General features: G+C 72.8%; 21 protein-coding genes. 10 read left to right on the plus strand and 11 right to left on the minus strand.

Annotation, left to right across the window (positions count from 1 at the left end):
• Window positions 1-700: 700 nt before the first annotated feature.
• Window positions 701-979, plus strand: a complete 279-nt coding sequence (locus ACIQE0_RS14240; protein ID WP_402331593.1) for a hypothetical protein — start codon at window positions 701-703, stop codon at window positions 977-979.
• Entirely contained in the window at window positions 900-1214 is a 315-nt protein-coding gene (locus ACIQE0_RS14245; RefSeq protein WP_402331596.1) for a PIN domain-containing protein, read from the plus strand. The genes ACIQE0_RS14240 and ACIQE0_RS14245 overlap by 80 nt, the downstream gene beginning before the upstream one ends.
• Here ACIQE0_RS14245 and ACIQE0_RS14250 read toward each other — a convergent pair.
• Both ACIQE0_RS14250 and ACIQE0_RS14255 read right to left on the minus strand, forming a co-directional pair.
• Window positions 1195-1599: a cupin domain-containing protein gene (locus ACIQE0_RS14250; RefSeq protein WP_402332265.1), complete on the minus strand. Its 405-nt coding sequence runs from the start codon at window positions 1597-1599 to the stop codon at window positions 1195-1197. The genes ACIQE0_RS14245 and ACIQE0_RS14250 overlap by 20 nt on opposite strands.
• Before the next feature lie 300 nt (window positions 1600-1899).
• Window positions 1900-2133, minus strand: coding sequence for a hypothetical protein (locus ACIQE0_RS14255; RefSeq protein WP_402331599.1), 234 nt, complete (start codon window positions 2131-2133; stop codon window positions 1900-1902).
• 158 nt (window positions 2134-2291) lie between these two features.
• Here ACIQE0_RS14255 and ACIQE0_RS14260 point away from each other — a divergent pair, with 158 nt between their 5' ends.
• Together ACIQE0_RS14260 and ACIQE0_RS14265 are read left to right on the plus strand one after the other, a co-directional pair.
• Window positions 2292-3224, plus strand: a complete 933-nt coding sequence (locus ACIQE0_RS14260; protein WP_366329169.1) for a DMT family transporter — start codon at window positions 2292-2294, stop codon at window positions 3222-3224.
• Window positions 3225-3378: 154 nt separating this feature from the next.
• Window positions 3379-4152 carry an aminotransferase class IV family protein gene (locus ACIQE0_RS14265; RefSeq protein ID WP_402331603.1) on the plus strand — a complete coding sequence of 258 codons (774 nt, stop codon included), beginning with the start codon at window positions 3379-3381 and terminating at the stop codon, window positions 4150-4152.
• 125 nt (window positions 4153-4277) lie between these two features.
• On the opposite strand, the gene ACIQE0_RS14270 is transcribed toward ACIQE0_RS14265, so the two are convergent.
• The 4 genes from ACIQE0_RS14270 to ACIQE0_RS14285 form a co-directional block, all read right to left on the minus strand.
• Complete coding sequence (locus tag ACIQE0_RS14270; RefSeq protein ID WP_366329165.1) at window positions 4278-5171, minus strand: alkaline phosphatase family protein; 894 nt, start codon at window positions 5169-5171, stop codon at window positions 4278-4280.
• 128 nt (window positions 5172-5299) lie between these two features.
• Window positions 5300-6073, minus strand: a complete 774-nt coding sequence (locus tag ACIQE0_RS14275; protein ID WP_402331606.1) for a GntR family transcriptional regulator — start codon at window positions 6071-6073, stop codon at window positions 5300-5302.
• A gap of 232 nt (window positions 6074-6305) precedes the next feature.
• Entirely contained in the window at window positions 6306-7274 is a 969-nt protein-coding gene (locus ACIQE0_RS14280; protein WP_402331609.1) for a trypsin-like serine peptidase, read from the minus strand.
• A 167-nt stretch (window positions 7275-7441) separates the two neighbouring features.
• A complete protein-coding gene (locus tag ACIQE0_RS14285; RefSeq protein ID WP_402331612.1) occupies window positions 7442-8623 on the minus strand; it encodes a CaiB/BaiF CoA transferase family protein in 1182 nt (393 codons plus the stop codon).
• A 130-nt stretch (window positions 8624-8753) separates the two neighbouring features.
• On the opposite strand from ACIQE0_RS14285, the gene ACIQE0_RS14290 reads away from it, so the two are divergent.
• Window positions 8754-10178 carry a tetratricopeptide repeat protein gene (locus ACIQE0_RS14290; protein ID WP_402331614.1) on the plus strand — a complete coding sequence of 475 codons (1425 nt, stop codon included), beginning with the start codon at window positions 8754-8756 and terminating at the stop codon, window positions 10176-10178.
• Between the two features lie 15 nt (window positions 10179-10193).
• On the opposite strand, the gene ACIQE0_RS14295 is transcribed toward ACIQE0_RS14290, so the two are convergent.
• Both ACIQE0_RS14295 and ACIQE0_RS14300 read right to left on the minus strand, forming a co-directional pair.
• Entirely contained in the window at window positions 10194-12629 is a 2436-nt protein-coding gene (locus tag ACIQE0_RS14295) for a SpoIIE family protein phosphatase (protein ID WP_402331617.1), read from the minus strand.
• Between the two features lie 142 nt (window positions 12630-12771).
• Window positions 12772-14874 carry a SpoIIE family protein phosphatase gene (locus ACIQE0_RS14300; protein ID WP_402331620.1) on the minus strand — a complete coding sequence of 701 codons (2103 nt, stop codon included), beginning with the start codon at window positions 14872-14874 and terminating at the stop codon, window positions 12772-12774.
• A gap of 228 nt (window positions 14875-15102) precedes the next feature.
• Between ACIQE0_RS14300 and ACIQE0_RS14305 the strand changes: the two genes are divergently transcribed.
• Together ACIQE0_RS14305 and ACIQE0_RS14310 are read left to right on the plus strand one after the other, a co-directional pair.
• Window positions 15103-16563 (plus strand): SDR family NAD(P)-dependent oxidoreductase, encoded by a 1461-nt coding sequence (locus ACIQE0_RS14305; protein WP_366329150.1) that lies wholly within the window; start codon window positions 15103-15105, stop codon window positions 16561-16563.
• A gap of 85 nt (window positions 16564-16648) precedes the next feature.
• Entirely contained in the window at window positions 16649-17026 is a 378-nt protein-coding gene (locus tag ACIQE0_RS14310) for an MmcQ/YjbR family DNA-binding protein (protein WP_366329148.1), read from the plus strand.
• Here the strand turns inward: ACIQE0_RS14310 and ACIQE0_RS14315 are convergent.
• Complete coding sequence (locus tag ACIQE0_RS14315; protein ID WP_402332267.1) at window positions 17010-18032, minus strand: zinc-dependent alcohol dehydrogenase family protein; 1023 nt, start codon at window positions 18030-18032, stop codon at window positions 17010-17012. The two genes, ACIQE0_RS14310 and ACIQE0_RS14315, sit on opposite strands and share 17 nt — an antisense overlap.
• A gap of 252 nt (window positions 18033-18284) precedes the next feature.
• On the opposite strand from ACIQE0_RS14315, the gene ACIQE0_RS14320 reads away from it, so the two are divergent.
• Window positions 18285-18551, plus strand: a complete 267-nt coding sequence (locus ACIQE0_RS14320) for a GlsB/YeaQ/YmgE family stress response membrane protein (protein ID WP_366329265.1) — start codon at window positions 18285-18287, stop codon at window positions 18549-18551.
• Between the two features lie 146 nt (window positions 18552-18697).
• Window positions 18698-19279 carry a TerD family protein gene (locus tag ACIQE0_RS14325; protein WP_366329146.1) on the plus strand — a complete coding sequence of 194 codons (582 nt, stop codon included), beginning with the start codon at window positions 18698-18700 and terminating at the stop codon, window positions 19277-19279.
• Window positions 19280-19391: 112 nt separating this feature from the next.
• On the opposite strand, the gene ACIQE0_RS14330 is transcribed toward ACIQE0_RS14325, so the two are convergent.
• Window positions 19392-20243, minus strand: coding sequence for a hypothetical protein (locus ACIQE0_RS14330; protein WP_402331625.1), 852 nt, complete (start codon window positions 20241-20243; stop codon window positions 19392-19394).
• Between the two features lie 156 nt (window positions 20244-20399).
• Here ACIQE0_RS14330 and ACIQE0_RS14335 point away from each other — a divergent pair, with 156 nt between their 5' ends.
• Window positions 20400-20654 carry a hypothetical protein gene (locus ACIQE0_RS14335; protein WP_366329142.1) on the plus strand — a complete coding sequence of 85 codons (255 nt, stop codon included), beginning with the start codon at window positions 20400-20402 and terminating at the stop codon, window positions 20652-20654.
• Between the two features lie 89 nt (window positions 20655-20743).
• Here the strand turns inward: ACIQE0_RS14335 and tatA are convergent, their stop codons facing one another.
• Window positions 20744-21112, minus strand: a complete 369-nt coding sequence (gene tatA, locus ACIQE0_RS14340; RefSeq protein ID WP_402331629.1) for a Sec-independent protein translocase subunit TatA — start codon at window positions 21110-21112, stop codon at window positions 20744-20746.
• Between the last annotated feature and the right edge of the window lie 138 nt (window positions 21113-21250).

A 21250-nucleotide genomic window follows, 5' to 3' on the forward strand; every position in this document is an offset into this window, starting at 1 on the left:
GCGGATCGCGGAGCTGCGCAGCCTGCCGGGGCTGGGGTGAACCTGGCACCAACGAAGTCAACCCCCGAAGGATTTACGGATCCGACCACTAAGCATCCCAGGGAGGGTCCTAACTCCTTGGCGGTGAAGGCCCTCGGACTGGTGCTCCAACACCGCCGGGGGCCGCTTCATATTCGGCGCGAAGCCACCGAATGTCCGTCACCGTACCTCAGGATCCACGCGAGCACGGAGCCCCGACTGGCAGCATATGAAGGCCTGTTGACGCGTGGACACGCCGCTTCCCCGGCCCTGCCTGGCCCGCCTCGAAGGTGCCGGCCGGGTATGGGAACTGGTGATTGGTGAATGCTGCCAGCCGCAACGCAACGGAGCGGACTGCACTGGCGTTCACTCCGGCTTACACGTCTGGCTGAGGGTGGCTCTGCCGGGAGCGCGGTGGATCGTGACGTGGAGGGTGTGGAGGTCGGCCGGTTCTGTGTGCCGGCGACGTCGGCGGCGGTGCAGACAACCGCGCTCGCCGCGCACGGGCCAGTCCACCTCTGGCGATATCGCTGACTTCGCTCCTGGACATGCCACCCTGCCGTCAGGGGCGCGGCGGCTCACGTTCGACACCAACTGCCGGTTCCGATCGCCTACGATTTTCCGTAGGTGGTCCGCAGTGGAACCGGTACGGCAGGTTCACATTCGGAGCGAGGAGTCGTTGATGAGCGACCAGCCAGCCGACTCACCGCCCGAGTCGGAGAGTGAGATCACCGCCAGTGTGACGGTGACCGGTAGTCGAGCGGCCCTGTTGCGCGACCTGGCGAGCATCCTCGGCCGTACACCGGAAGCGCTGGCGATCGAATGGGCAGCCGGCGCCCTGCGCCTGCCGAGTGCACCGGTCGGCGAGACCGTTCCGCCCGATGCCTGGGGGCTCTTCGACGGTCCCGCGGACCTCTCGTCCCGCACCGACGAGCTGCTGCGTGAGGACCTCGACCGATGACCGCTGCACCGCCCTCGCGGTTGTCGACACCTGCGTATGGCTGGCCGCTTTCAACCGCCGCGATGACCATCACGACGCCGCCGTCCGCGCCTTGGCAACGCCGCGGATCCTGGTCGTCTCTCCGCTCGTCCTCGACCAACTCGACCATACGAGACGGTCGGCAACATGGCCAGCGGGCGAGCAAGTTGGGTCAAACCCCCTGACCCCGCGCCGAGTTACAGCGTCGGCAGGTTGATGACGACCGCCTCCTGTGTGCTGCGGGCGATCACCACCACGGCTTCCTCGTCGGGGCTGGGGTTCTCTTCCCGGTGCGGGACGTAGGGCGGGACGAAGACGTAGTCGCCGGGCGCGGTCCGCAGGCGGACCTCCTCGCGCGTGCCGCTGGTGTCGTCGGCGAACACGAACTCCGGGTGGCCCTTGACCACGTAGATGGCCGTCTCCGAGGCACCGTGGTGGTGGTTGGCGGATGCGGTGGCCGGGGCGACGTGGGTCTGGCCCATCCAGATCCGTTCCGAGCCGACCCGCTGGCCGCTGATCGCCGCGAAGCGCCGCATCCCGCCGGTCTGGGCGGTGGCACCGTCCAACGCGTCGGCGCGGATGTGGTGCAGCCGGGCCCGCAACGGTGCCGACTCGCTCTCCTCGGTGGCCTCAGGGTCGGGGGCGGAGAGGTGCGGATGGAAGGCGTCGCCCGGGGTTGCTCCGTGGGGCGACGAGGCGGGGGACGGCGCGTGCGGCGGGGGGACGTCGGTGCGGTCCGACGGGGAGGGGGCGGGGGCCTGGGGCCGGTTGCCGGTCGGGGTGTCGGACCGGTCGTTCCTCGGGGTGCCGGATGGGGCGTCGGACGCGTCGAGTGTCGGGTCGTGGGGCGCGTTGTGGGGCGTCATGGCGGTCCTCTCCTCGGGCCGGGAGTCGGCCGGGGCTCAGCCGATCGCCACATGCTCCCATCGGGGGGCCGGGCGCCGCCCGGGTCGCTCCGCCACGTCCGCGCGGAGCGGCCGAGGCGTCAGCAGCGGCGAGGGCCGTCCGGGGGCGACCGTGCGGCGGGCCGAGCCGCCGCCGGGGACCGGCCCGGGGTGCGGGGCCGTGGAGCAGCCGGCGGCGGCGAGGGCGGCGACGGCCAGCGCGGTGGTGAGGAGGGGAGAGAAGCGGCGCACGGTTTCACCGTGCGGGACGGGTCCCGGGGGGCCAAGCGACGCGCCGTGCGGTCACGCGGACGAACGACAATCGCGGGCCGCTCGCCGGGCCGTGCCGAGCGGCCCGGCCGGGCTCCGGTTAGCGTCGAGTCGACGTCGGGCGAGGGAGAGGTGGACACGTGGCCATCTGGGTGGCCGTCCTGTGCGCGGTGCTCGCGGCGGCAAGCAACGCGCTGTCCACCGTGCTCCAGCGCCGCGCGGCACGTACGGTGCCGGTCTCCGACCGCCTCCAGGTCAGCCTGTTCGCGGATCTGCTGCACCGGGCGGTGTGGCTCGCCGGGATGCTGATGGTGCTGCCGGCCGCCTGTTTCCAGGCCCTGGCGCTGCTGCTGGGCCCGATGTCGGTGGTTCAGCCGATCTTCGTGCTGGAGCTTCCGCTGGCCCTGCTCATCGGCCGGGTGCTGCTGGGCGGGGCGGCGCCGGTGCGGATCTCCGGGCGGGGCTGGGCCGGGGTGGGGTTGATGGTCGCCGGGCTCGCCTTGGGTCTGGCGGCGGCCGCGCCCACGGGCGGCCGCGACCACGCCTCGATGGCCCGTTGGATTCCCACCCTGGTCGTCTGCGGTTCGGTGATCTTCGTGGCGGTGGCGGCGGGACTGCGGCGCGGGGTCGGCAGCGTCCGCGCCGCCTGCTTCGGCGCGGCCGCCGCGGTCTCCTACGCCCTCACCGCGGCCCTGCTGAAGAACGCCACGCACAGCTGGCAGCGCGGCGGCCCGGCCGACTTCTTCACCTCCTGGCAGACCTACGCCTTCGCGGTCACCGGCGTGCTGGCCCTCTTCATGATGAGCAACGCCATGCAGTCCGGCCCGTTGACCGGCTCCCAGCCGGTGCTCACCCTCGGGGACGCGTTGATCAGCCTCTCCCTCGGGGTCACGCTCTTCGACGAACAGGTCCGTGCCGGATGGTGGTTGATCCCGGCGGCGATGGGCGTCGGCCTCATCCTGTGGGGCGCGGTGCTGCTCTCCCAGGTGTCGCTCGCCCGTGATCTGCAGACCGGCCGGAACGGCGATCAGCAGCCCAGTGCTTCGGGCGCGCGGTCCCAGCGCCGCGATTAGGCGCCGAGACTCCTCTTGGCCCGTCGCCGAGGAGAGCCGGTGCAGTCTCCCCGGTCCGTCAGCCTGGTCCGTCAACGCTGTGGGGCAGCGCATCGGCCGACCCCGACCAGGACGGTCACCCCCCAAGAAACGCTCCAGGTGGCACGCTGGCCGCATGGCAGAACTCGATGGAGAACCGGTCGAGCCGGCTCAGCTCCAATCCCTGGCCCTGACCAATTACGGCCACTTCACCACCATGCGGGTCGACGACTGGCGGGTACGCGGTCTGGCCCTGCACATGGACCGGCTTCGGCGTGACTGCCGCATGCTGTTCGACGCCGACCTCGACCTGGAGCGCGTCCGCGAGCTGGCCCGCCGCGCGGTCCCGACCAGCGGATCGGCGGTCGTTCGCGTCACGGTCTTCGACCCGCACCTCGACCTCGGCCACCCGAGTACGGCCGACGACCCGCACGTACTGGTGACCTCGCGGCCGGCGGGTGCCCTCCCGCTCCCACCGCTCAGGGTGCGGTCCACGCCGTACGTGCGCGAGGTCCCGAGCGTCAAGAGCGTCGGTCTCTTCGCCGGTCTCCACCACCGGCGTCAGGCACAGCTGGGCGGATTCGACGACGCCCTCTTCGTGGACCGGGACGGAGCCGTCTCGGAGGGCGGCACCTGGAACGTCGGCTTCTTCGACGGAGCCCGCGTGATCTGGCCCGCCGCGGACTGCCTCGTCGGTGTGACGATGGAGCTCCTGAAGGGGGCCCATGGCCACGAGACGCGGCCGGTCCGGCTGGTCGAACTGCCCCGTATGCGCGCCGCGTTCGCCACCAACGCGGCGATCGGCGTCCGTGCCATCAAGGCGATCGACGGCATCGAACTCCCCGAATCCCACGCGATCGTCGACACGTTGCGGAAGGAGTACGCGGAGATCGGCGGGGACGTGTTGTAACGGTTTGCCGTGACGGACCGTGCGCGGACGCCGCATCGCCGGATTCACGGGCCGCCGCCCCGGGACGCAGGCTGCCCGGGGCGGCGGGCACAAGGACCGTGCCGGTGACACCGGCAGGCGGGCCGTCAGTTCCAGATGCCGGTGATGTCGGTCGCGGTGGCGGCGTTGCCGGCGTGGGCGGTCAGACCGGCCAGATCCTCCAGCGTGCGCAGGACGTTGTAGTGGTTGTAGGTGGTGTCGCTGGAGCTGCCGGGGGCCACATGTGCGCCGTAGAGCAGCGTCGGGATGCGGTTGCCGGACCGGTTGTCGTCCTCGTCGAAGGTGACGGCGAGGAGGCTGTTGTGGCTCTTGGCCCACTCCGCGTAGCCGCTCAGGTTGTCCTTGATCCAGGTGTCGCCGGTGGACACCGAGCAGTCGTGCATGTCGTTGCACAGGTCCGGGATGACGAAGGAGACCTTCGGCAGGGTGGCGTAGTCGGAGGGGAACTGGTCGAAGGTCTGGGCGGTGTCGGTCGGCACGTTGGAGAAGCCGAACCACGGGTTGTGCTTCTGGGCGTACGTCCCGCTGCTGCACACCGTCGAACCCTGGCTCGGCAGGGCCTCGTTGTAGCTGGCCCAGCTCTTGCCGGCGGCGATCAGCTCGGAGGCGAGGTTGGGCGCGGACATCGAACCGACGCGTACGCAACTGTCGTCCGTACGCCCCTGGTTGGAGCCGGAGAACAGCATGTAGTAGTTGGGCTCGCTGGGGTGGGTCAGGGCGTACGACTGGGTGAGGTCGGCGCCGCCCGCCTTGAGGGAGTTCAGGTAGGGAGCGTTGGAGCTGCCGACGACCTGCCCGTAGGCGTGGTTCTCCAGTACCACCACGACCACGTGGTCGGGGGAGGGGAGTCCGGTGGTCTGCGCGCCGGCGGTGGCGCCGGTGGTGGCCCACAACCCGAGCGAGGCGGCGGCGAGGGTCGCGGCGCCGGCCAGCGCGGAGAAGGGGCGCCGGGTGCGCTTGCGTGCCTTGACTGCGGTCATGACTGTCCTCCGGACGGAAGCGACGGGCGTACGGGGGAGGGAGCGCGGTAACCCTAGGAGCGGCCGCATGGACGCGGCCGCGTGCGTCAGATGAAGAGCAGGCGAACGAATGGGACCCGGGGCGCCGGCTACTCGCTGCGCTCCGCCGCACGCGGCCGGCGCGCCGTGTCGTCCCGCAGGACCGGGTACGTCACCGAGAACCGATCGGCCGACATCCGTGTGCGGTTCACCTCCACGACCTCTTCACCCACCCGAGCCACGCGGGTCACCACCAGAACCGGCAACCCGGCCCCGATCTTCAGCTGTTGCTGCTCACGGTCGTCCGCCGGCCGGGCCCCCACCGTCTCCTCCCAGGAGAGCGGCGCATCGAAGTGCTCTTCGATGCGGTCGTAGATCCCCCTGGGCCCGGTGTCGGCGGCGCCGAGGGCCGGCAGCTGCCCGACGAGGGGCATCGGCAGGTAGGAGGTGGCCAGTTGAAGGGGGTGCGAGGCGTCCGGTGGGCCCACGGCCCGGTCCCGGATCATGACGTGCTCGCCCTTGGCGATACCGAGCAACGCGGCGACGTCGGCCGGCGGAACGTCCGCCTTCTGGGTCGGGGTGCCGATGCCCCGCCAGTCCTGCGCGCCCGGGGTGAAGAAGTACCCCGACGCGTCGCGGTACACGTGCTGATCCCGGGCGGCCAGCGGCGCCGGGGCCGACGGTCGGATGAAGGTCCCGCGGCGCCCCTCGCTGTAGAGCAACCCCTCTGCGACCAGGTGCTGGACGGCGCGGTTGGCCGTCTGGCGGGCCACTTCGTAGCGGTCCTTCAGCCGGTCGATGCCGGGGATCGGCCGGCCGGTCGGCCAGACGCCGGCCTCCACGTCGCGGCGGATACGGGCCGCGACTTCCTTGTAGCCGGACATCTCTGGCTCCTCTCGGGTCACCCTGCTCGTCCTTTCTATCCTATGCAGACCTCCTCCACGGCAGTTCGCCGGCTGATGGCCGGGCTGCGTGCAGGGCCAGGCGTCCCGCTGTACCGGCCGCGGAGCGCGGGTGACATGGACGGTGGGTGGCGCGGACGGTGGGTGACGCGGACCGCCCGGGCGCCGGGGCGTTCCGGTGCCCGGGCGGTTTCGTGTGCTCGGGGGTGCGTCGTCAGGTCGTGGTGCGCGGTGCCGCGGGGGGGTCGCCCCGTACGGCGTGCAGGTAGAGCCGCAGGATGTCGGCGGTGAAGTAGGAGCTGTAGGAGACGTCGGGGGTGTCGCCGCCGGTGTGGTAGCCGCCGATCACGCCGATCACGGCATAGCCGAGGAAGTCCCGGACCAGGAACGGGCCTCCGGAGGTGCCGCCGATGTACCCGGCGCAGGGGATCTCCAGGAAGTCGCCGGGGGCGGCCGGGTCGGTGCTGGTGTAGCGGTGCGTGGCGGAGGAGCAGTCCAGCGGCTCGGGGTGGTGGGCGTCGTCGTTGCCGGGGTAGCCGATGAGCCGGACCTTGGCATGGTCGTAGCCGGGGTAGGGGAGCAGGTCGAAGCCGCCGGTCGCCTGCTGGACGCGGGCGCCGTCCTCGCGCGCGCCGACCCGGACGATCGCGTAGTCCCAGCGGGCGCCGCCGGCCGTCCCGAGGTCGTAGTAGTGCTGGTCGAGGTAGGTCCGCTCCACGGGGTAGATGCCGTGCGGCTTGAGCCCGTCGTGGTACTGCGGCACGAAGGAGAGGTACTTCTTCGGGTCGGGGGAGCGCAGGCAGTGCCCCGCGGTGAGCACGAGGTCGCGGTGCGGGCTGCGGATGACCGTTCCGCCGCAGAAGCGGCCGATGTTGTCGCCGTCCGTCCAGAAGAACGTTCCCACCTGGGGCAGTCCCTGGAAGGGGTGGCTGGGCGGGATCGGTGCGGTGGAGGGAGAGGCGGAGTGCGACGGGGACTGCGGGGGTGTGGCGCCCTTGTCCGTCACCGGTTCGGCGGTCTCCATGCGGTGCGCGGTCCAGTACGCGTCGACGCCGGAGGCCGGGGCGCCCGCGGCGTGCGCGGGCGGCGTCGGCACCGCGAGCAGTGCCAGTACGAGCACCAGAAGGGCGGTGAGCCGCGCGGGGACGGGGCGGCCGCCGCGGGCGGCGAGGGGTCTGCCCATGGTCGGATTCCTTACGTCGTAGGTGAGTTGAGGTGATTCCCGGTGGGTGGAGGATGCGGTCTCTCCGGGGAGCGGGGGCGCCGGGTGGGGCTCGGTCGGGGCGGCCGGCGGCGTGCGAGGGTAGGCCGACATGGTCGTACGCCGGCGACCGGCTGACCAGAGGGGCGTCACCTCTTCGCTGCCGCGTCCCCGTCCGTTTCCCGTGCGGTGCCGTCGAGTTCCGCCAGGATGCGCTCGCGGTGCTCGTCCAGGGCCGGGACGCGGTCCATCCGGGGTTCCCGGCCGGCGACGGTGACCGGTGGCAGGAGCGCCCGGAGCGGGCCGACGGGGGAGTCGACGGTGCGCCAGCGGTCGCGGGCGGCGAGTTGCGGGTGCTCGGTGAACTCCGCGACGTCGCGCAGCCGTCCGTGGGCGATGCGGGCGCCGGCCAGCCGCCGCTCGACCTCCTCCGCGGGCAGGTCGGAAAACCGTGCCTCGATCTGCTCCTTCAGCGCCGTCCGGTTGGCCACCCGCGCGGAGTTCCGGGCGAAGCGCGGATCGGTCGCCAGCTCCGGGAGTTCCAGCACCTGAGTGCAGAACGTCGCCCATTCCCGTTCGTTCTGGACGCCGAGGAAGACGCGGGCGCCGTCCGCCGCGCGGTACGGCCCGTAGGGGGCGATGGCGGCGTGCTCGGCGCCGGAACGGGGCGGGGTGGTGCCGCCGTAGCGGGTGAAGTAGGCCGGGTAGCCCATCCATTCGCCCAGTGCCTCCAGCATCGAGACCTCGAAGGCGCCGCCCCGGCCGGTCCGTTCGCGTTCGTAGAGGGCCGTCAGGATGCCGCTGTAGGCGTATGTTCCGGCGGCGATGTCGGCGACCGGGATTCCGATCTTGGCTGGTTCCTGGTCGGTGCCGGTCAGGGACATCGCGCCGGCCTCGCACTGGACCAGCAGGTCGTAGGCCTTCTCGTGCGCGTACGGGCCGCCGGTTCCGTAGCCGGAGATGTCGCACACCACCAGCCGGGGGTGTGCCGCCAGCAGCTTCCCGGCGGCCAGGCCCAGCCGGTCGGCGGCGCCCGGTGCGAGGTTCTGGACGAAGACGTCGGCCCGGGCGATCAGGCGTCGCAGCACCGCGGCGTCGTCGGGGTTCTTGACGTCGAGCGCGATCGACTCCTTGTTGCGGTTGAGCCAGACGAAGTGGCTGGACATTCCGCGCACCGTCTCGTCGTAGCCGCGGGCGAAGTCGCCGGTCCCGGGGCGCTCCACCTTGATGACCCGGGCGCCGAGGTCGGCGAGTTGGCGGGTGGCGAAGGGCGCCGCGACGGCCTGTTCGAGGGCGACCACGGTGATGCCGTCCAGCGGGAGAGGGAGCATGATCGGACCTTTCCGGAAAAGGCGGGGCGGGGGCGGGTGGTGGGGTACCTATGTGCCCGTGGATCCGGAACGAGGGATCCATGGATCCGGCAGGATCCGGCGGTTCCTCCACTCACCCGCAGGAGTCACCATGACAGCCGACCGGCACGGGCACACCATGACCGACACCGGCGCCGAGGCCCTCGGCCACTACGAACAGGCCCTGGAAGACCTGCTGTTCTTCCGCCCGAGGATCGAGGAGGGCACCCAGGCGCTGCTGCGTGCCGCGCCCCGCTCGCCGATCGGGCACGCCCTCGCCGCGTACCTGGGCATGCTGGGCACCGAGGAGGCGGCCGCCGCGGCCGCCCGTGCGACCTTCGGCGCCTTCCGCGCCGGCCTCGACACCGACCGCCTCACCCCGCGCGAGCGGATGCATCTGGCCGCCGCGGGCGCGTGGTTGGACGGGGACTACCGCACCGCCGGCCGGATCCTCGGCGAGATCGCCGTCGCCCACCCCCGTGACGTGCTGGCCCTCTTCGCCGGTCACCACCACGACTTCCTCACCGGTGACGCGCTGCGGCTGCGCGACCGGGTCGGCGGGGCGCTGGACGCCTGGGACGAGGACGATCCGCACTACGGTCCGCTGCTGGGCATGTACACCTTCGGCCTGGAGGAGAACGGCCACTACGAGCACGCCGAGCAGACCGGCCTGGCCGCCCTGGAGCGGCATCCGCACGACGTGTGGGGCATCCACGGCGTCGCCCACACCTACGAGATGCGCGGCCGGTTCGCCGACGGCGCGCGGTTCCTGGACGCCCGTACCGACGCCTGGTCCGACGGCACCCTGCTCACCGTCCACAACTGGTGGCACTACGCCCTCTACACCCTGGAGACCGGCGACACCGACCGCGTCCTGGAGATCTACGACGCCGCGGTGCACCACGAGGACTCGGCGGACGTGGCCATGGAACTCATCGACGCCGCGGCCCTGTTGTGGCGACTGTACCTCGCCGGCGACGACCAGGGCGTCCGCTGGGCGTCCGTCGCCGACGCCTGGGAGCGCCGGGCCGACGGCCCGCACTACGCCTTCAACGACGCCCACGCGGTGATGGCGTACGTCGGCGCGGGGCGCCTGGCGCGGGCCGAACGGCTCGTCGCGGACCGCGAGCGGTGGCTGGCGGACACCCCGGCCGGCACCGTGCCCACCAACCGCGCCATGACCGCCGAGGTCGGCCTGCCGGTCTGCCGGGCCCTGCTCGCCTACGGCCGGCAGGACTACGCCGCCGCCACCGATCTGCTGCTGCCCGTCCGGCACCGGCTGAACGACTTCGGTGGCAGCCATGCCCAGCGGGACGCGGTCCAGCGGACGCTGGTCGAGGCCGCGCTGCGGGCCGGCCGGCACGATCTGGCCCGCACTCTGCTCAGCGAGCGCAGTTGGCTCCGCCCGGTCTGCCCCTACAACTGGTCGGTCAAGGCGCGCCTGGAGGAGCGGGCGGGCGCGCCGGAGCGCGCGGCGGCGGCGCGGGAGCGGGCGCAGGCGCAGGCGCAGGCGGCCGGCGTGCCGCGGACGGCCTGAGCGGCGCCCGGCGACTCAACTCAGCAGCTGCTCCGCCCAGATGACCTTGCCGTCGGTGGTGTAGCGGGTGCCCCAGCGGTGGGTGAACTGGGAGATCAGGAAGAGTCCGCGGCCGCCCTCGTCGGTCGTCCGCGGATGCCGCAGGTACGGGGAGGTGCTGGAGCCGTCGCACACCTCGCAGGTCAGGGTGTGCTCCAGGATGAGCCGCAGGCGGATCGGTCCCGACCCGTACCGGATCGCGTTGGTGACCAGCTCGCTGACCACCAGCTCGGTGGTGAACTCCCGTTCCGGCAGGTCCCATTCGGCCAGCTGCCGGGTGGCCATCTCCCGGGCGCGGCTCACCACGGCCGGGTCCGCGGCCAGTTCCCAGGAGGCGAACCGGTCCGGGGCCAGGCCGCGGGTGCGGGCCAGCAGCAGGGTGACGTCGTCGTGCTGGCGGCGCGGGACCAGGGCGCCGATGACCGAGTCGCACAGTGCGTCGAGGGGCTCGTCCGGGGTGGCGAGGGTGTGCAGCAGCCGCTCCTTGGCCGGTTCGCCCGCGGTGCCGTCCGTGCCGGCCAGCAGCCCGTCGGTGTAGAGGGCGAGCACGCTGTCCTCCTTGACCGCCACCTCGACGGCCTCGAACGGGAGCCCGCTGACGCCGAGTTGGGGCCCGATCGGCAGGTCCGCGAAGGCGGCGGTGCCGTCGGGGGCGACGATGACCGGCGGCGGGTGCCCGGCGCTGGCCGCGGTGAAGCTGCGGCCGACCGGATCGTAGACGGCGTAGAGGCAGCTGGTGCCCACCGCGCGGGTGTCCGTGCCCTGGCCGCCCTCCTCCGAGACCCGGCCGACCAGGTCGTCGAGATGGGCCAGCAGCTCCTCCGGGCGCAGGTCCAGGGCGGCGAGGGTCTGCACCGCGGTGCGCAGCCGGCCCATCGTGGCGATCGCGCCGATGCCGTGCCCGCGCACCTCGCCGACGACCAGCGCCAGTCGCGCGCCGGACAGCGGGATCACGTCGAACCAGTCGCCGCCGACCCCGGCCAGTTCGTCGGCGGGCCGGTAGCAGGTCGCCAGCGACAGTGAGCTGTGGTCCAGGACGCCCTGGGGCAGCAGACTGCGCTGGAGGGTGAGTGCCGCGTCGCGTTCCCGGGTGTAGCGGCGGGCGTTGTCCAGGCAGACCGCGGCCCGGGTCACGAACTCCTCGGCCAGCCGCAGGTCGTCGGCGCCGAACGGTTCGCCGCGCTCGGTGCGGAAGAAGCTGGTGACGCCCATCGTCGTGCCGCGGGCGCGGATCGGGACCACCATCGCGGTGTGCAGGCCCTGTTCGCGCAGCAGCCGGCGCCGGCCGCCGGGGACGTCCGCGGCCCACTCCGGGCCGTGCGGGTCCAGCCACTCCATCCGCCACGGCTTGCCGTCGACCAGCGCCCGGATGGGTGGGGACCAGGAGTGGTACGACGCCAGGTCCCCGACGCCGATGGCCGCTTCGGGCATGCCCGTGCGGGCGGACTGCTGGCCGCCGCGGCGCAGGGCGACCCGGTCGGTGTCGCCGGGCGGCCCGGTGAGCGGATCCCCGCCCCGGATCACCGAGTCCAGCAGGTCCACGGTGACGAAGTCGGCGAGGTCGGGCACCGCGACATCGGCGAGTTCCTGGGCGGTGTGCAGGACGTCGAGGGTCTGGCCGATGGCGGTGCCGGCCCGGTCCAGCAGGATCAGCCGCTGGCGGTTGCGGTACCGCTCGGTGATGTCGGTGACGGTGTAGCAGACGCCGATGGGCCGGCCGTCGCCGTTGTCGAGCCGGACGAACGACATCGCGTGGGCGCGTTCGCGGTGCGGCTCCGACCGGGGGTGGCCGATGTGCTCGTAGCCCAGGACCGGTTCGCCGCTCTCCAGGACGCGCCGCATCTGCGCCTCCAGCGCCTCCGCGTCCAGGCCCGGCTGGATCTCGGCCAGCCGCCGTCCGATCCGCTGGTGTGCCGGGCCGCCGCCGAACCGCTCCAGCGCGACGTTGGACCAGACGAACCGCAGGTCGGTGTCGACGACCGCCATCCCGATCGGTGTCTGGAGCAGCAGTTGCTCCAGTACCGCCCGGCTCAGCTCCCGTCCGGGGAACGGTGCGGCGTCGGCGGCCACCGCCAGCCAGTGCACCGTGCCCGCGCCGTCGGTGGCCCGGGCCAGCTGCACCATGACGTCGACCGGCCCGCCGTCCTCGCGGCGGGCGGTGAGGGTGCCGCTCCAGCCGCCGTGCGCCCGGCACTCGGCGGCGATCGCGGGCAGTCGCGCCGCGTCGTCGGGTGCCAGCAGGCCCGCGGCGGCCCGGCCCAGGACGTCCGCGGCCCGGTGGCCGAAGAGCCGTTCGGCGCCCTCCGGCCAGCTCTCCACGTGGCCGTGGGCGTCGCACAGCACCAGGACGGCGTCGGCGATGTCGAGCGGCGCTCGCCGCTCCGCGTTGCCGTGCTCCTCGAAGTCCACCATCTGAGCCGTTCCGTCTCCGTCGGACGAGCCGGGTGAATGCGTTATATGCACTGTTTACCCCATCTGAGGGTGCTGGCCCCGGGTGTTTCGGCCCGCCTCTGCGAACGCCGCCCGCGGGCGTACGGCCACCCGGTGCACCGGGTCATCCGTCGTCCCCCGGCCGGTCGGCCGTCGGGGCGAGCAGCAGCATCGCCACGTCGTCCAGCCGCTCGGTGTTCGTGCCGCGCCGGGCGAGCACGGCCTCGGCGAGGCCGGCGGGGTCCGAGTGCCCCGCCGCGGTGAGTTCGGCGGCCAGGTCCGCCACCCCGTCGTCCAGGTCCGCGCCCGGCCGCTCGACCAGCCCGTCGGTGTAGAGCACCAGTACCGCTCCGGGCGGCAGGGCGACGGTGGTGGCCGTGTAGCGGGTGCCGGGCGCCACGCCCAGCAGCATCCCGGGCGGCACCCGCAGCACGTCGGCGCGCCCGTCGGGGTGGCGCAGCACCGGCGGCGGATGGCCGGCGCTGGCCAGGCAGGCCAGATGGGTGCCCAGATCGAGGTGGACGTAGAGGCAGCTGGTGAACAGGTCCGGGTCCAGGTCGGCCAGGAGGCGGTTGGTGCGCGCCAGCACCTCGTCCGGGGCCGCGCCGGCCGTCGCGTAGGCGTGCACCGCGGTGCGGGCCTGGCCCATGAGCGCGGCGGCCGCCGCGTTGTGGCCCTGTACATCGCCGATGACCGCGGCCACCTGCTGCTCGCCGAGCCGGATCAGGTCGTAGAAGTCGCCGCCGATGTCCATGCCGCGGGTCGACGCCAGGTAGCGCGCGGCGACCGACAGCCCCGGGACCGACGGCAGGCGGTGCGGCAGCAGCCCGGCCTGCAGCTCGGCGGCCAGCTGCTGCTTGGTGTCGTAGAGGAAGGCCCGGTCCAGTGCCTGGGCCATCAGTCCGGCCAGCGAGGTCAGGACCTTGCGCTCCTCCGGGGCGAACGACCGCGGATGCCGGTAGGCCAGGATGCAGCAGCCGACCGGGCGGCCGGAGACGATCAGCGGCAGCACCGCCCGGGCCGCCATCCCGGTCAGCTTCACCAGTCCGGGGAAGTCGTGCTCGGTCTCCTCGGCGGAGCCGTAGAAGCTCGGCTCGCCGGTGGCCAGGGCGCGCACGGCGGGACTCTTCGCGGCGCTCAGCGGGATGCCCTCGAACGCCTCCACGGCCTCCGGCGGGTAGCCGCGCTGGCCGACGGTCCGCAGCCGGCCCGCCTCCGCCGCGTACATCAACATCCCCTGGGCGCCGAAGGCCGGCACGATCTGCTCGGCGAACAGCTCGGTGACGTCCTGGACGCCCACCGTCTCGGTGAGCGCGGCCGCCAGGTGCAGCATGTGGTAGAGGTGCGTGGCCCGCAGCGGCAGCACCTCCGTCGGCCAGCGGGCGCCCGGGTCCTGCTCCCCTTCCGTGGCGCCGAGCCATACGCTCACCCCCCGGCTGTCCGGGAACAGCCGGAACGTCAGCCACTGGTCGGGCGGGCGGCAGGCGGTGAACGAGGCGGGGCGGCGGCTGATCACCGCGGCCCGGCAGCGGTCCTCGAAGCCCGGGCCGGCGAGCCAGGGCAGCGCCTCCCACGGCCGCGCGCCGAGCAACTGGGCCGGGTCCGCGCCCAGCAGCTCCGCCGCGCCGCTGCTGAGCAGGGTGATCCGCCCCTCCATGTCGAGCGCGCAGCCGCCGCCCGGCAGCCGCTCCACATAGCCCACCGCGGCCTGCGCCTCGTCCGGATCGGCGGTCCGGACCGGGGGCGTGAGGACCACCTGCGGCCCGTCCGGATTCCCCGCCACGGGCAGCAGCGCGGCCAGCCGCCGGCAGGCGGTCTCGAACGCGGCGCGCTCGGCCCGTGACAGCTCCGGAGGGTGGCCGGCCGGCCACAGCATCACCATCGCGCCGCGGCAGCCGGTCCCGTCGTTCAGCGGCGCCGCACCCAGCGCGAAGTCGTAGGGCAGGGCCACCGCCGTCCGGGGGTACTCCCGGGCCAACTGCTGGTGGCCGCCCGCCCACACCATGGTCTGCCGGCGGGTCGCCACCGCGACCGGGCTCGGTGCCACCAGCGCGATCCGGCGCCAGGGCACCAGCACCGGCGGGGGCAGGCCGCTCAGCGCGGTCAGCCGGAGCACCGGGGCGTCCGGGGCCAGCTCGTAGACCATGGCCGAGGAGGCCCCGGTCTCCGCCATCGCCCGCAGCAGCTCCTGGCCCAGCAGGGCCTCCCCGGCCCCTCGGGTCGTCATGGCACACCTGCCCACAGCCGCGGCACAGTGTTGACGTTACGCCGCCGGGCGACGGGGGGCAGTCCGCCGCCCCCGGACTGCCCCCGCCCTGGTGGGAGCCCCGCCCTTTGGGTCGGCCAACGGAAGTCAAGTAAAGTTCGCCCGTAGCTCGAACAGGCAGTTCCCAGGGCCGTGCATCGAAACGCCCCGCCTGGAGAGACCGAACGATCCAGGAAAGCGGCAGCGGCGATGACGGTGATGGAAGAAGGCCGGGCCGAGGGCGCCGGAATCGACGCGGAGCGGATGGCGATCTGCCTGGGCGTCCTCGAAGAGCTCGACGAGCTGCCGCTGGACCACCCCGACGCGATCGCCATACGCAAGGCCACCGCCGGCGTCTTCCGCGAGGTCAAGCGCCGCCGCCGGCAGGAGCGCCGGGCCGCCAAGACCGCCCACGACAAGGCGGTCACCGAGGCCACCGCCACCGGCGCCGCGGACCGGATCGACGACGAGACGATGGGCCGCGCGCTGGCCAGCTCGGTGTCCACGGAAATCGCCGGCATCCTGGAGCGGCCCCGCTCCTGCTACGTCTGCAAGGACCGCTACGTCGAGGTCGACGCCTTCTACCACCAGCTGTGTCCCTCCTGCGCCCTGGAGAACCGGGCCCGCCGGGAGGCCAGGACGGACCTCACGGGACGGCGGGCGCTGCTCACCGGCGGTCGCGCCAAGATCGGCATGTACATCGCGCTGCGGCTGCTGCGGGACGGTGCGCACACCACCATCACCACCCGCTTCCCCAACGACGCGATCCGGCGCTTCACGGCGATGCCGGACAGCGCGGAGTGGCTGCACCGGCTGAAGATCGTCGGGATCGACCTCCGCGACCCGTCCCAGGTGCTCTCGCTCGCCGAGTCGGTGAGCGCCGAGGGGCCGTTGGACATCCTGATCAACAACGCCGCGCAGACCGTCCGCCGCTCGCCCGAGGCGTACCGCAAGCTGGTGGAGGCCGAGTCCGCGCCGCTGCCCGCCGGTGAACTGCCCGCCTCGGTCGTGCTGGGCCACTTCGGCAGCGGCGCGCCCGCGCTGCCCGCCGCGGCGCCCGGCATATCCGACGGGATGACCGCCGAGCACCTCACCGCCCTCGCCCTGACCAGCGGCTCCGCCTCGCCCGCCCGGATCGAGGCCGGCACCGCGATCGACGCCGGCGGCCTGGTGCCCGACCTGCACGCGACCAACAGCTGGATCCACAAGGTGGACGAGGTCGACCCGGTCGAGCTGCTGGAGGTCCAACTCTGCAACATGACCGCGCCGTTCCTCCTGGTGAGCAAGTTGCGCCCGGCGATGACCGCCTCCTCGGCCCGGCGCAAGTACGTGGTGAACGTCTCCGCGATGGAGGGCCAGTTCAGCCGCGGCTACAAGGGCGCCGGCCACCCGCACACCAACATGGCCAAGGCCGCGCTGAACATGCTCACCCGCACCAGCGCCCGGGAGATGCTGGAGACCGACGGCATCCTGATGACCGCGGTCGACACCGGCTGGATCACCGACGAGCGCCCGCACCCGGAGAAGATGCGCCTGGCCGACGAGGGCTTCCACGCCCCGCTGGACCTGGTCGACGGCGCGGCCCGGGTCTACGACCCGATCGTCCGCGGTGAACAGGGCGAGGACCTGCACGGCTGCTTCCTCAAGGACTACGCCCCGTCCCCGTGGTGAGCCGGCGGCGGCCCGCCCGCGATGCGCCGGCCGGTGTTCCGCAGGTGGGGCCCGGCCGGAGATCGACGGACCGTACCCTGGTGACGTGACCACGACGGCATCCGGCTCCGGTAAGGGCCTCGACTCCCACGACGTGCGCCGCATCGCGCTCTCCCTCCCGCAGACCGTGGAGAAGGAGGCGTGGAGCATGCCCACCTTCCGGGTCGCCGGGAAGATGTTCGTCACCGTGCCCGACGACGAGACCTCGTTCGCGGTGCGGTGCCCCGTCCACGAACGCGGTGAGCTGATCGCGGCGGAGCCGGAGAAGTTCTGGGTGCCGCCGCACGAGGCCGGTTCGCACTGGGTCCGGGTCCGCCTGGCCGCCCTCGACGACGGGGACGAGCTCCGCGACATCCTCGTCGACTCCTGGAAGCAGGCGGCCCCGGCCGAACTCGTCGCGGCCTACCTCACGACGACGGACTGAACTCCTCGTCGGGCAGCAGCACCGCGGCCCCCTGGACCCGGTCGCCGGCCAGGTCGGCGAGCGCCTCCGGTGCGCGGCTGAGCGGATAGGGACTGGTCGTGACCTGGATGCCGATGCGCGCCGCCGTCGTGAGGAACTCCTGCCCGTCGCGGCGGGTGTTGGCGGTCACGCTGCACAGGTTCCGCTCGTAGAAGAGGTGTTCCTGGTAGGTGAGCGGCGGGATGTCGGTGAGGTGGATGCCGGCGACGGCGAGCGTTCCGGAGCGGTCCAGTGCCGCCAGTGCCACCGGTACCAGGTCGCCCACCGGGGCGAAGAGGATCGCTGCGTCCAGTGGTTCGGGCGGGCGGTCGTAGGCGCCGGCGACGGACACCGCGCCCAGTGTGCGCGCCAGTTCGCGTGCCCGCGCGGACCGGGTGAGCACGTGGACCCGGGCTCCTTCGGCCACCGCGACCTGTGCCGCCAGGTGGGCGGAGCCGCCGAAGCCGTAGATGCCCAGCCGTCCGCCCGGTGGCAGCGCGCTGCGGCGCAGCGCCCGGTAGCCGATGATGCCCGCGCAGAGCAGGGGCGCCAGCGTCTGCGCGCTCGGCGACTCCGGTAGCGGGTAGGCGTAGTCCGCCGGTACGAGGGTCAGGTCGGCGAATCCGCCGTCCGCGTCCCAGCCGGTGTAGCGCGAGGCGGGGCAGAGGTTCTCGGCGCCGGCCAGGCAGTAGCGGCAGGTGCCGCAGGTGTCGCGGAGCCAGGCACCGCCTACCCGGTCGCCCGTCCGGAACCGCGTCGCCGCCGTACCCGCGGCCACCACCCGCCCGACGATCTCGTGTCCTGGCACGGTCGCCGGCCGGTGAGGCGGAAGATCACCCTCAGCGAGATGCAGATCCGTACGACAGACACCGCAAGCCTCCACCCTCACCAGCAGATCACCGGGACCCGGCTCCGGAACGGGGCGGCGCACCGCCGTCAGCGGCCCGGTGGCCATGGGCCCCGGTCGCTCGACGGCCCACCCGGACAGCGTCTCCGGGCGCGCGGTGCACGCCATACTCCCCAGGCTCCCGCCCGTCCGCCGCCCCGGCAAACGCGGTGCGGGGACCTGGCCCGATCGCGCGCGGCCAACTTCTACAGTGATGTAGATTTTCGCCCGCGCACGCAACGGTGCCAGTACCCGATGGCGTCCTTGTCCATGACGGCCGCACCCGACGACCGCTTACCCAACGACCGCCGTACGCACCGAAATCCGTACACCACCACCGAGGAGAGGATGTCCGTGGGCATCATCAGCTGGATCGTGCTCGGGCTCCTGGCCGGGGCGATAGCCAAGTTCCTGCTTCCTGGGCGCGACCCCGGAGGGCTGGTGGGCACCACGCTCATCGGCGTCGCCGGTTCGTTCGTGGGCGGCTGGCTGTCGGCGAAGTTCCTGCACCGGCCGATCGCGCACAACTTCTTCGACGTCGCCACCTGGATCTCGGCCGTCGCCGGCGCTCTGGTCCTGCTCATCATCTACCGGGTCCTGTTCGGCAACTCCCGGAACTGAGCGGGCGCCGGCCCGGCCACGAATGGCCTATTTCATCCCGGTATGCCGTTTCCTGGTGTGAGATGGATCGCGGATTCGTCGGCGGAAGGCGGAACTGCCGTGCCGGCGCGTCCGTTTCCAGGGGAGATCGACATATGGGGAATCAGATGACAGTGAATTTGAGCAAGGGTCAGAAGGTCAGCCTGAGCAAGTCCGACGGCGGCGCGCTGAGCGTGGTCCGGATGGGGCTGGGCTGGCAGGCCGCCCGCCGCAAGGGCTTCCTCGCCCGGCTCACCGCCCGGGAGATCGACCTCGACGCCTCGGCCGTGCTCTTCGCCGGCCAACGGCCCGTCGACGTCGTCTTCTTCAACCACCTCGTCAGCGACGACGGCTCCGTGCGGCACACCGGCGACAACCTCGTCGGCGGCGCCGGCGAGGGGGCTGACGACGAGTCGATTCTGGTCGATCTCCAGCGGGTCCCGGCCCACGTCGACCAGATCGTCTTCACCGTCAACTCCTTCACCGGACAGACCTTCGAGGAGGTGGAGAACGCCTTCTGCCGGCTGCTCGACGACGCCAACGGGCAGGAGCTGGCCCGCTACACCCTCTCGGCCGGCGGCTCGCACACCGCCCAGATCATGGCCAAGGTCTTCCGGTCGAACGGGGGTTGGGAGATGGCCGCGCTCGGTGCACCCGCCCAGGGGCGCACCTTCGACGACCTGATGCCCGCCATCGCCGCGCATCTGTGAGGCCCCGGCCGCGACGCCCGGCCGCGCGTGAGCGACGGTCGCGGGCGCGGTGTCGCGGCCGGAGCGGGGCGGGGCCGGGCGTCGCCGAGGGGACTGCCGTCTGCGGCGCGGGTCAGGGGGAGCCGGGGGCTGCCGGGCCGGAGAAGCCCGGCCGTCCGTAGTCCGGGCCGGCGAAGTCGGGACTGCCGAAGTCCGGGCTGGCGAAATCGGGGCTGGCGAAGTCGGGCGAGCTGAAGCCGGGGCCGTCGGCCCGCGCCGGACGGCTCTCGCCGGCGCCACCGGCCACGCCGGCCGCGGCCGGGCGGGGGAGCGCGGTGCGCCCGGAGGGTCTCCTACCGCTCGCCGCGGCCTCGATCCGGCCGAGCAGGAACGGCATGATCCCCCGCTCCAGCAGCGCCAGTTGCCAGGCCGCGTGTGCCTGGGCGGCCGCCGGATCGGACTCGCCGAAAGTGTCGGCCTCGGCCACCGCGCGGTTGCGGGAGGCCGTCACCAGCAGCCAGACCAGCCCGGTCAGGGTGGCCACGGCGGCGACCCCGGCGGCCGTCCAGCCCGCCGTGATCAGCTCCTCGGCGAGCCGGGACGAGGTGGCCACGGCGCGCATGCCGAAGCCGATCAGCAGGAAGACGGCAGCGGCGGTGGCGGCCAGGCTCGGTATCAACACCCCCAGTGCGGGCAGCACTCCGCCGCTCCGCGACGTCGTGCCGGAGCTGGGCGGCGGAACGGTGGGGCGGGTGTCCGACCCGCTCGCGGCGGTGCGCAGCCGGACGAGCTCGCGGTATTCGGAGGCCGCCGCGGCGGTGAGGGTGTCGCGTGCTCCGAGCGCCGCCGTGCGCAACTGCTCGGTGTTGAGCGCACCGTTCGTGCGGGACAGGGCGGCCCCGATGTCCGCGGACGCAAGGGCCTGGTCCAGGGCGCGCTCGAACGCGGGAGCGTCCTGTGCCATGAGGCGGTCGTTCTGGTGCACGTGTCATCCCCGATGGAAGTGAGAGTGAAGTTGCCTGACGGCCTGGCACGGAGCCCGGCCGCGTCGCCCGGACGGTGAACGGGTGCGGCCGCCCTCCGGACAACGCGGGGCACTCCATGATGGTTCCCTGATTGCGCAATCCCTAAAGTGTTGCTCATGGATGAAATGAACGCTGTGCAGGGCACGATGACGGACGCGGCACGCTGGGAGACCGCCGTACTTTCCGGCGGTCCCGCCGACGGGGTCCGGCTGCAACTGAGCGGCCGGCCGAGCGTGCTCCAGGTGACCCACCCCTGCCGGGCGGAGAACGCACCCGAGGGGATGCAGATCGCGGCGCTGCACATCTACCGCCGCGACTTCAAGGTGAAGAGCGAGCCCCTGCGGTACGGATTCGACGGGGTGAGTCCGTGAATCCGGGTAGGTCCCTTGGGGAGTAGTCCTTGACGGACGGTCCCCGGTGGGCGGTTCGCGGTCCCGGGGCGTTCCCGGCCGGGCCGGACTCAGCGTGCGGGGTTCGGTCCGGCCTCCTGGTTCGCGGGGGCGGCGGCCGGTCGCTCGGTGCCGGTGCCGCCGGATGCGGGGCTGGTCGTGGTGCCGGGGGTGGGGCCGGTCGCGGTGCCGGTCGCGGCGGCTCCGGGTGCCGCATGGATCGTCCGCGGCGCCTCGGCCGGCTCCTGCGGGCCGGGGGCGTAGGCGGCGGTGGGCGGCGTCACGCCGTCCTCCTTCATCGCCTTGGTCTCGCTCTTGAGGATGCGCAGCGACTTGCCCAGCGCGCGGGCGGTGTCCGGCAGCTTCTTGGAACCGAAGAGGAGGATCACCACGAGCGCCACGATCAGCAGATGCCAGGGTTCCAGTCCATTGCGCAGCATCGCTGCCACCCTTCTGTCGTTGACACGACGGTCGGTCTTCGCGGCCGGTTTTGCGCGGACCCGGCCCACAGTTCACTTGCTACATTGCGCAACTGTATAACCCTGGGCAGGGGGGAGACGTCTGCCGGCAGGAAATCG

It is taken from the genome of Streptomyces sp. NPDC093097 (genome assembly GCF_044754325.1).
Classification (GTDB): Bacteria; Actinomycetota; Actinomycetes; order Streptomycetales; family Streptomycetaceae; genus Streptomyces.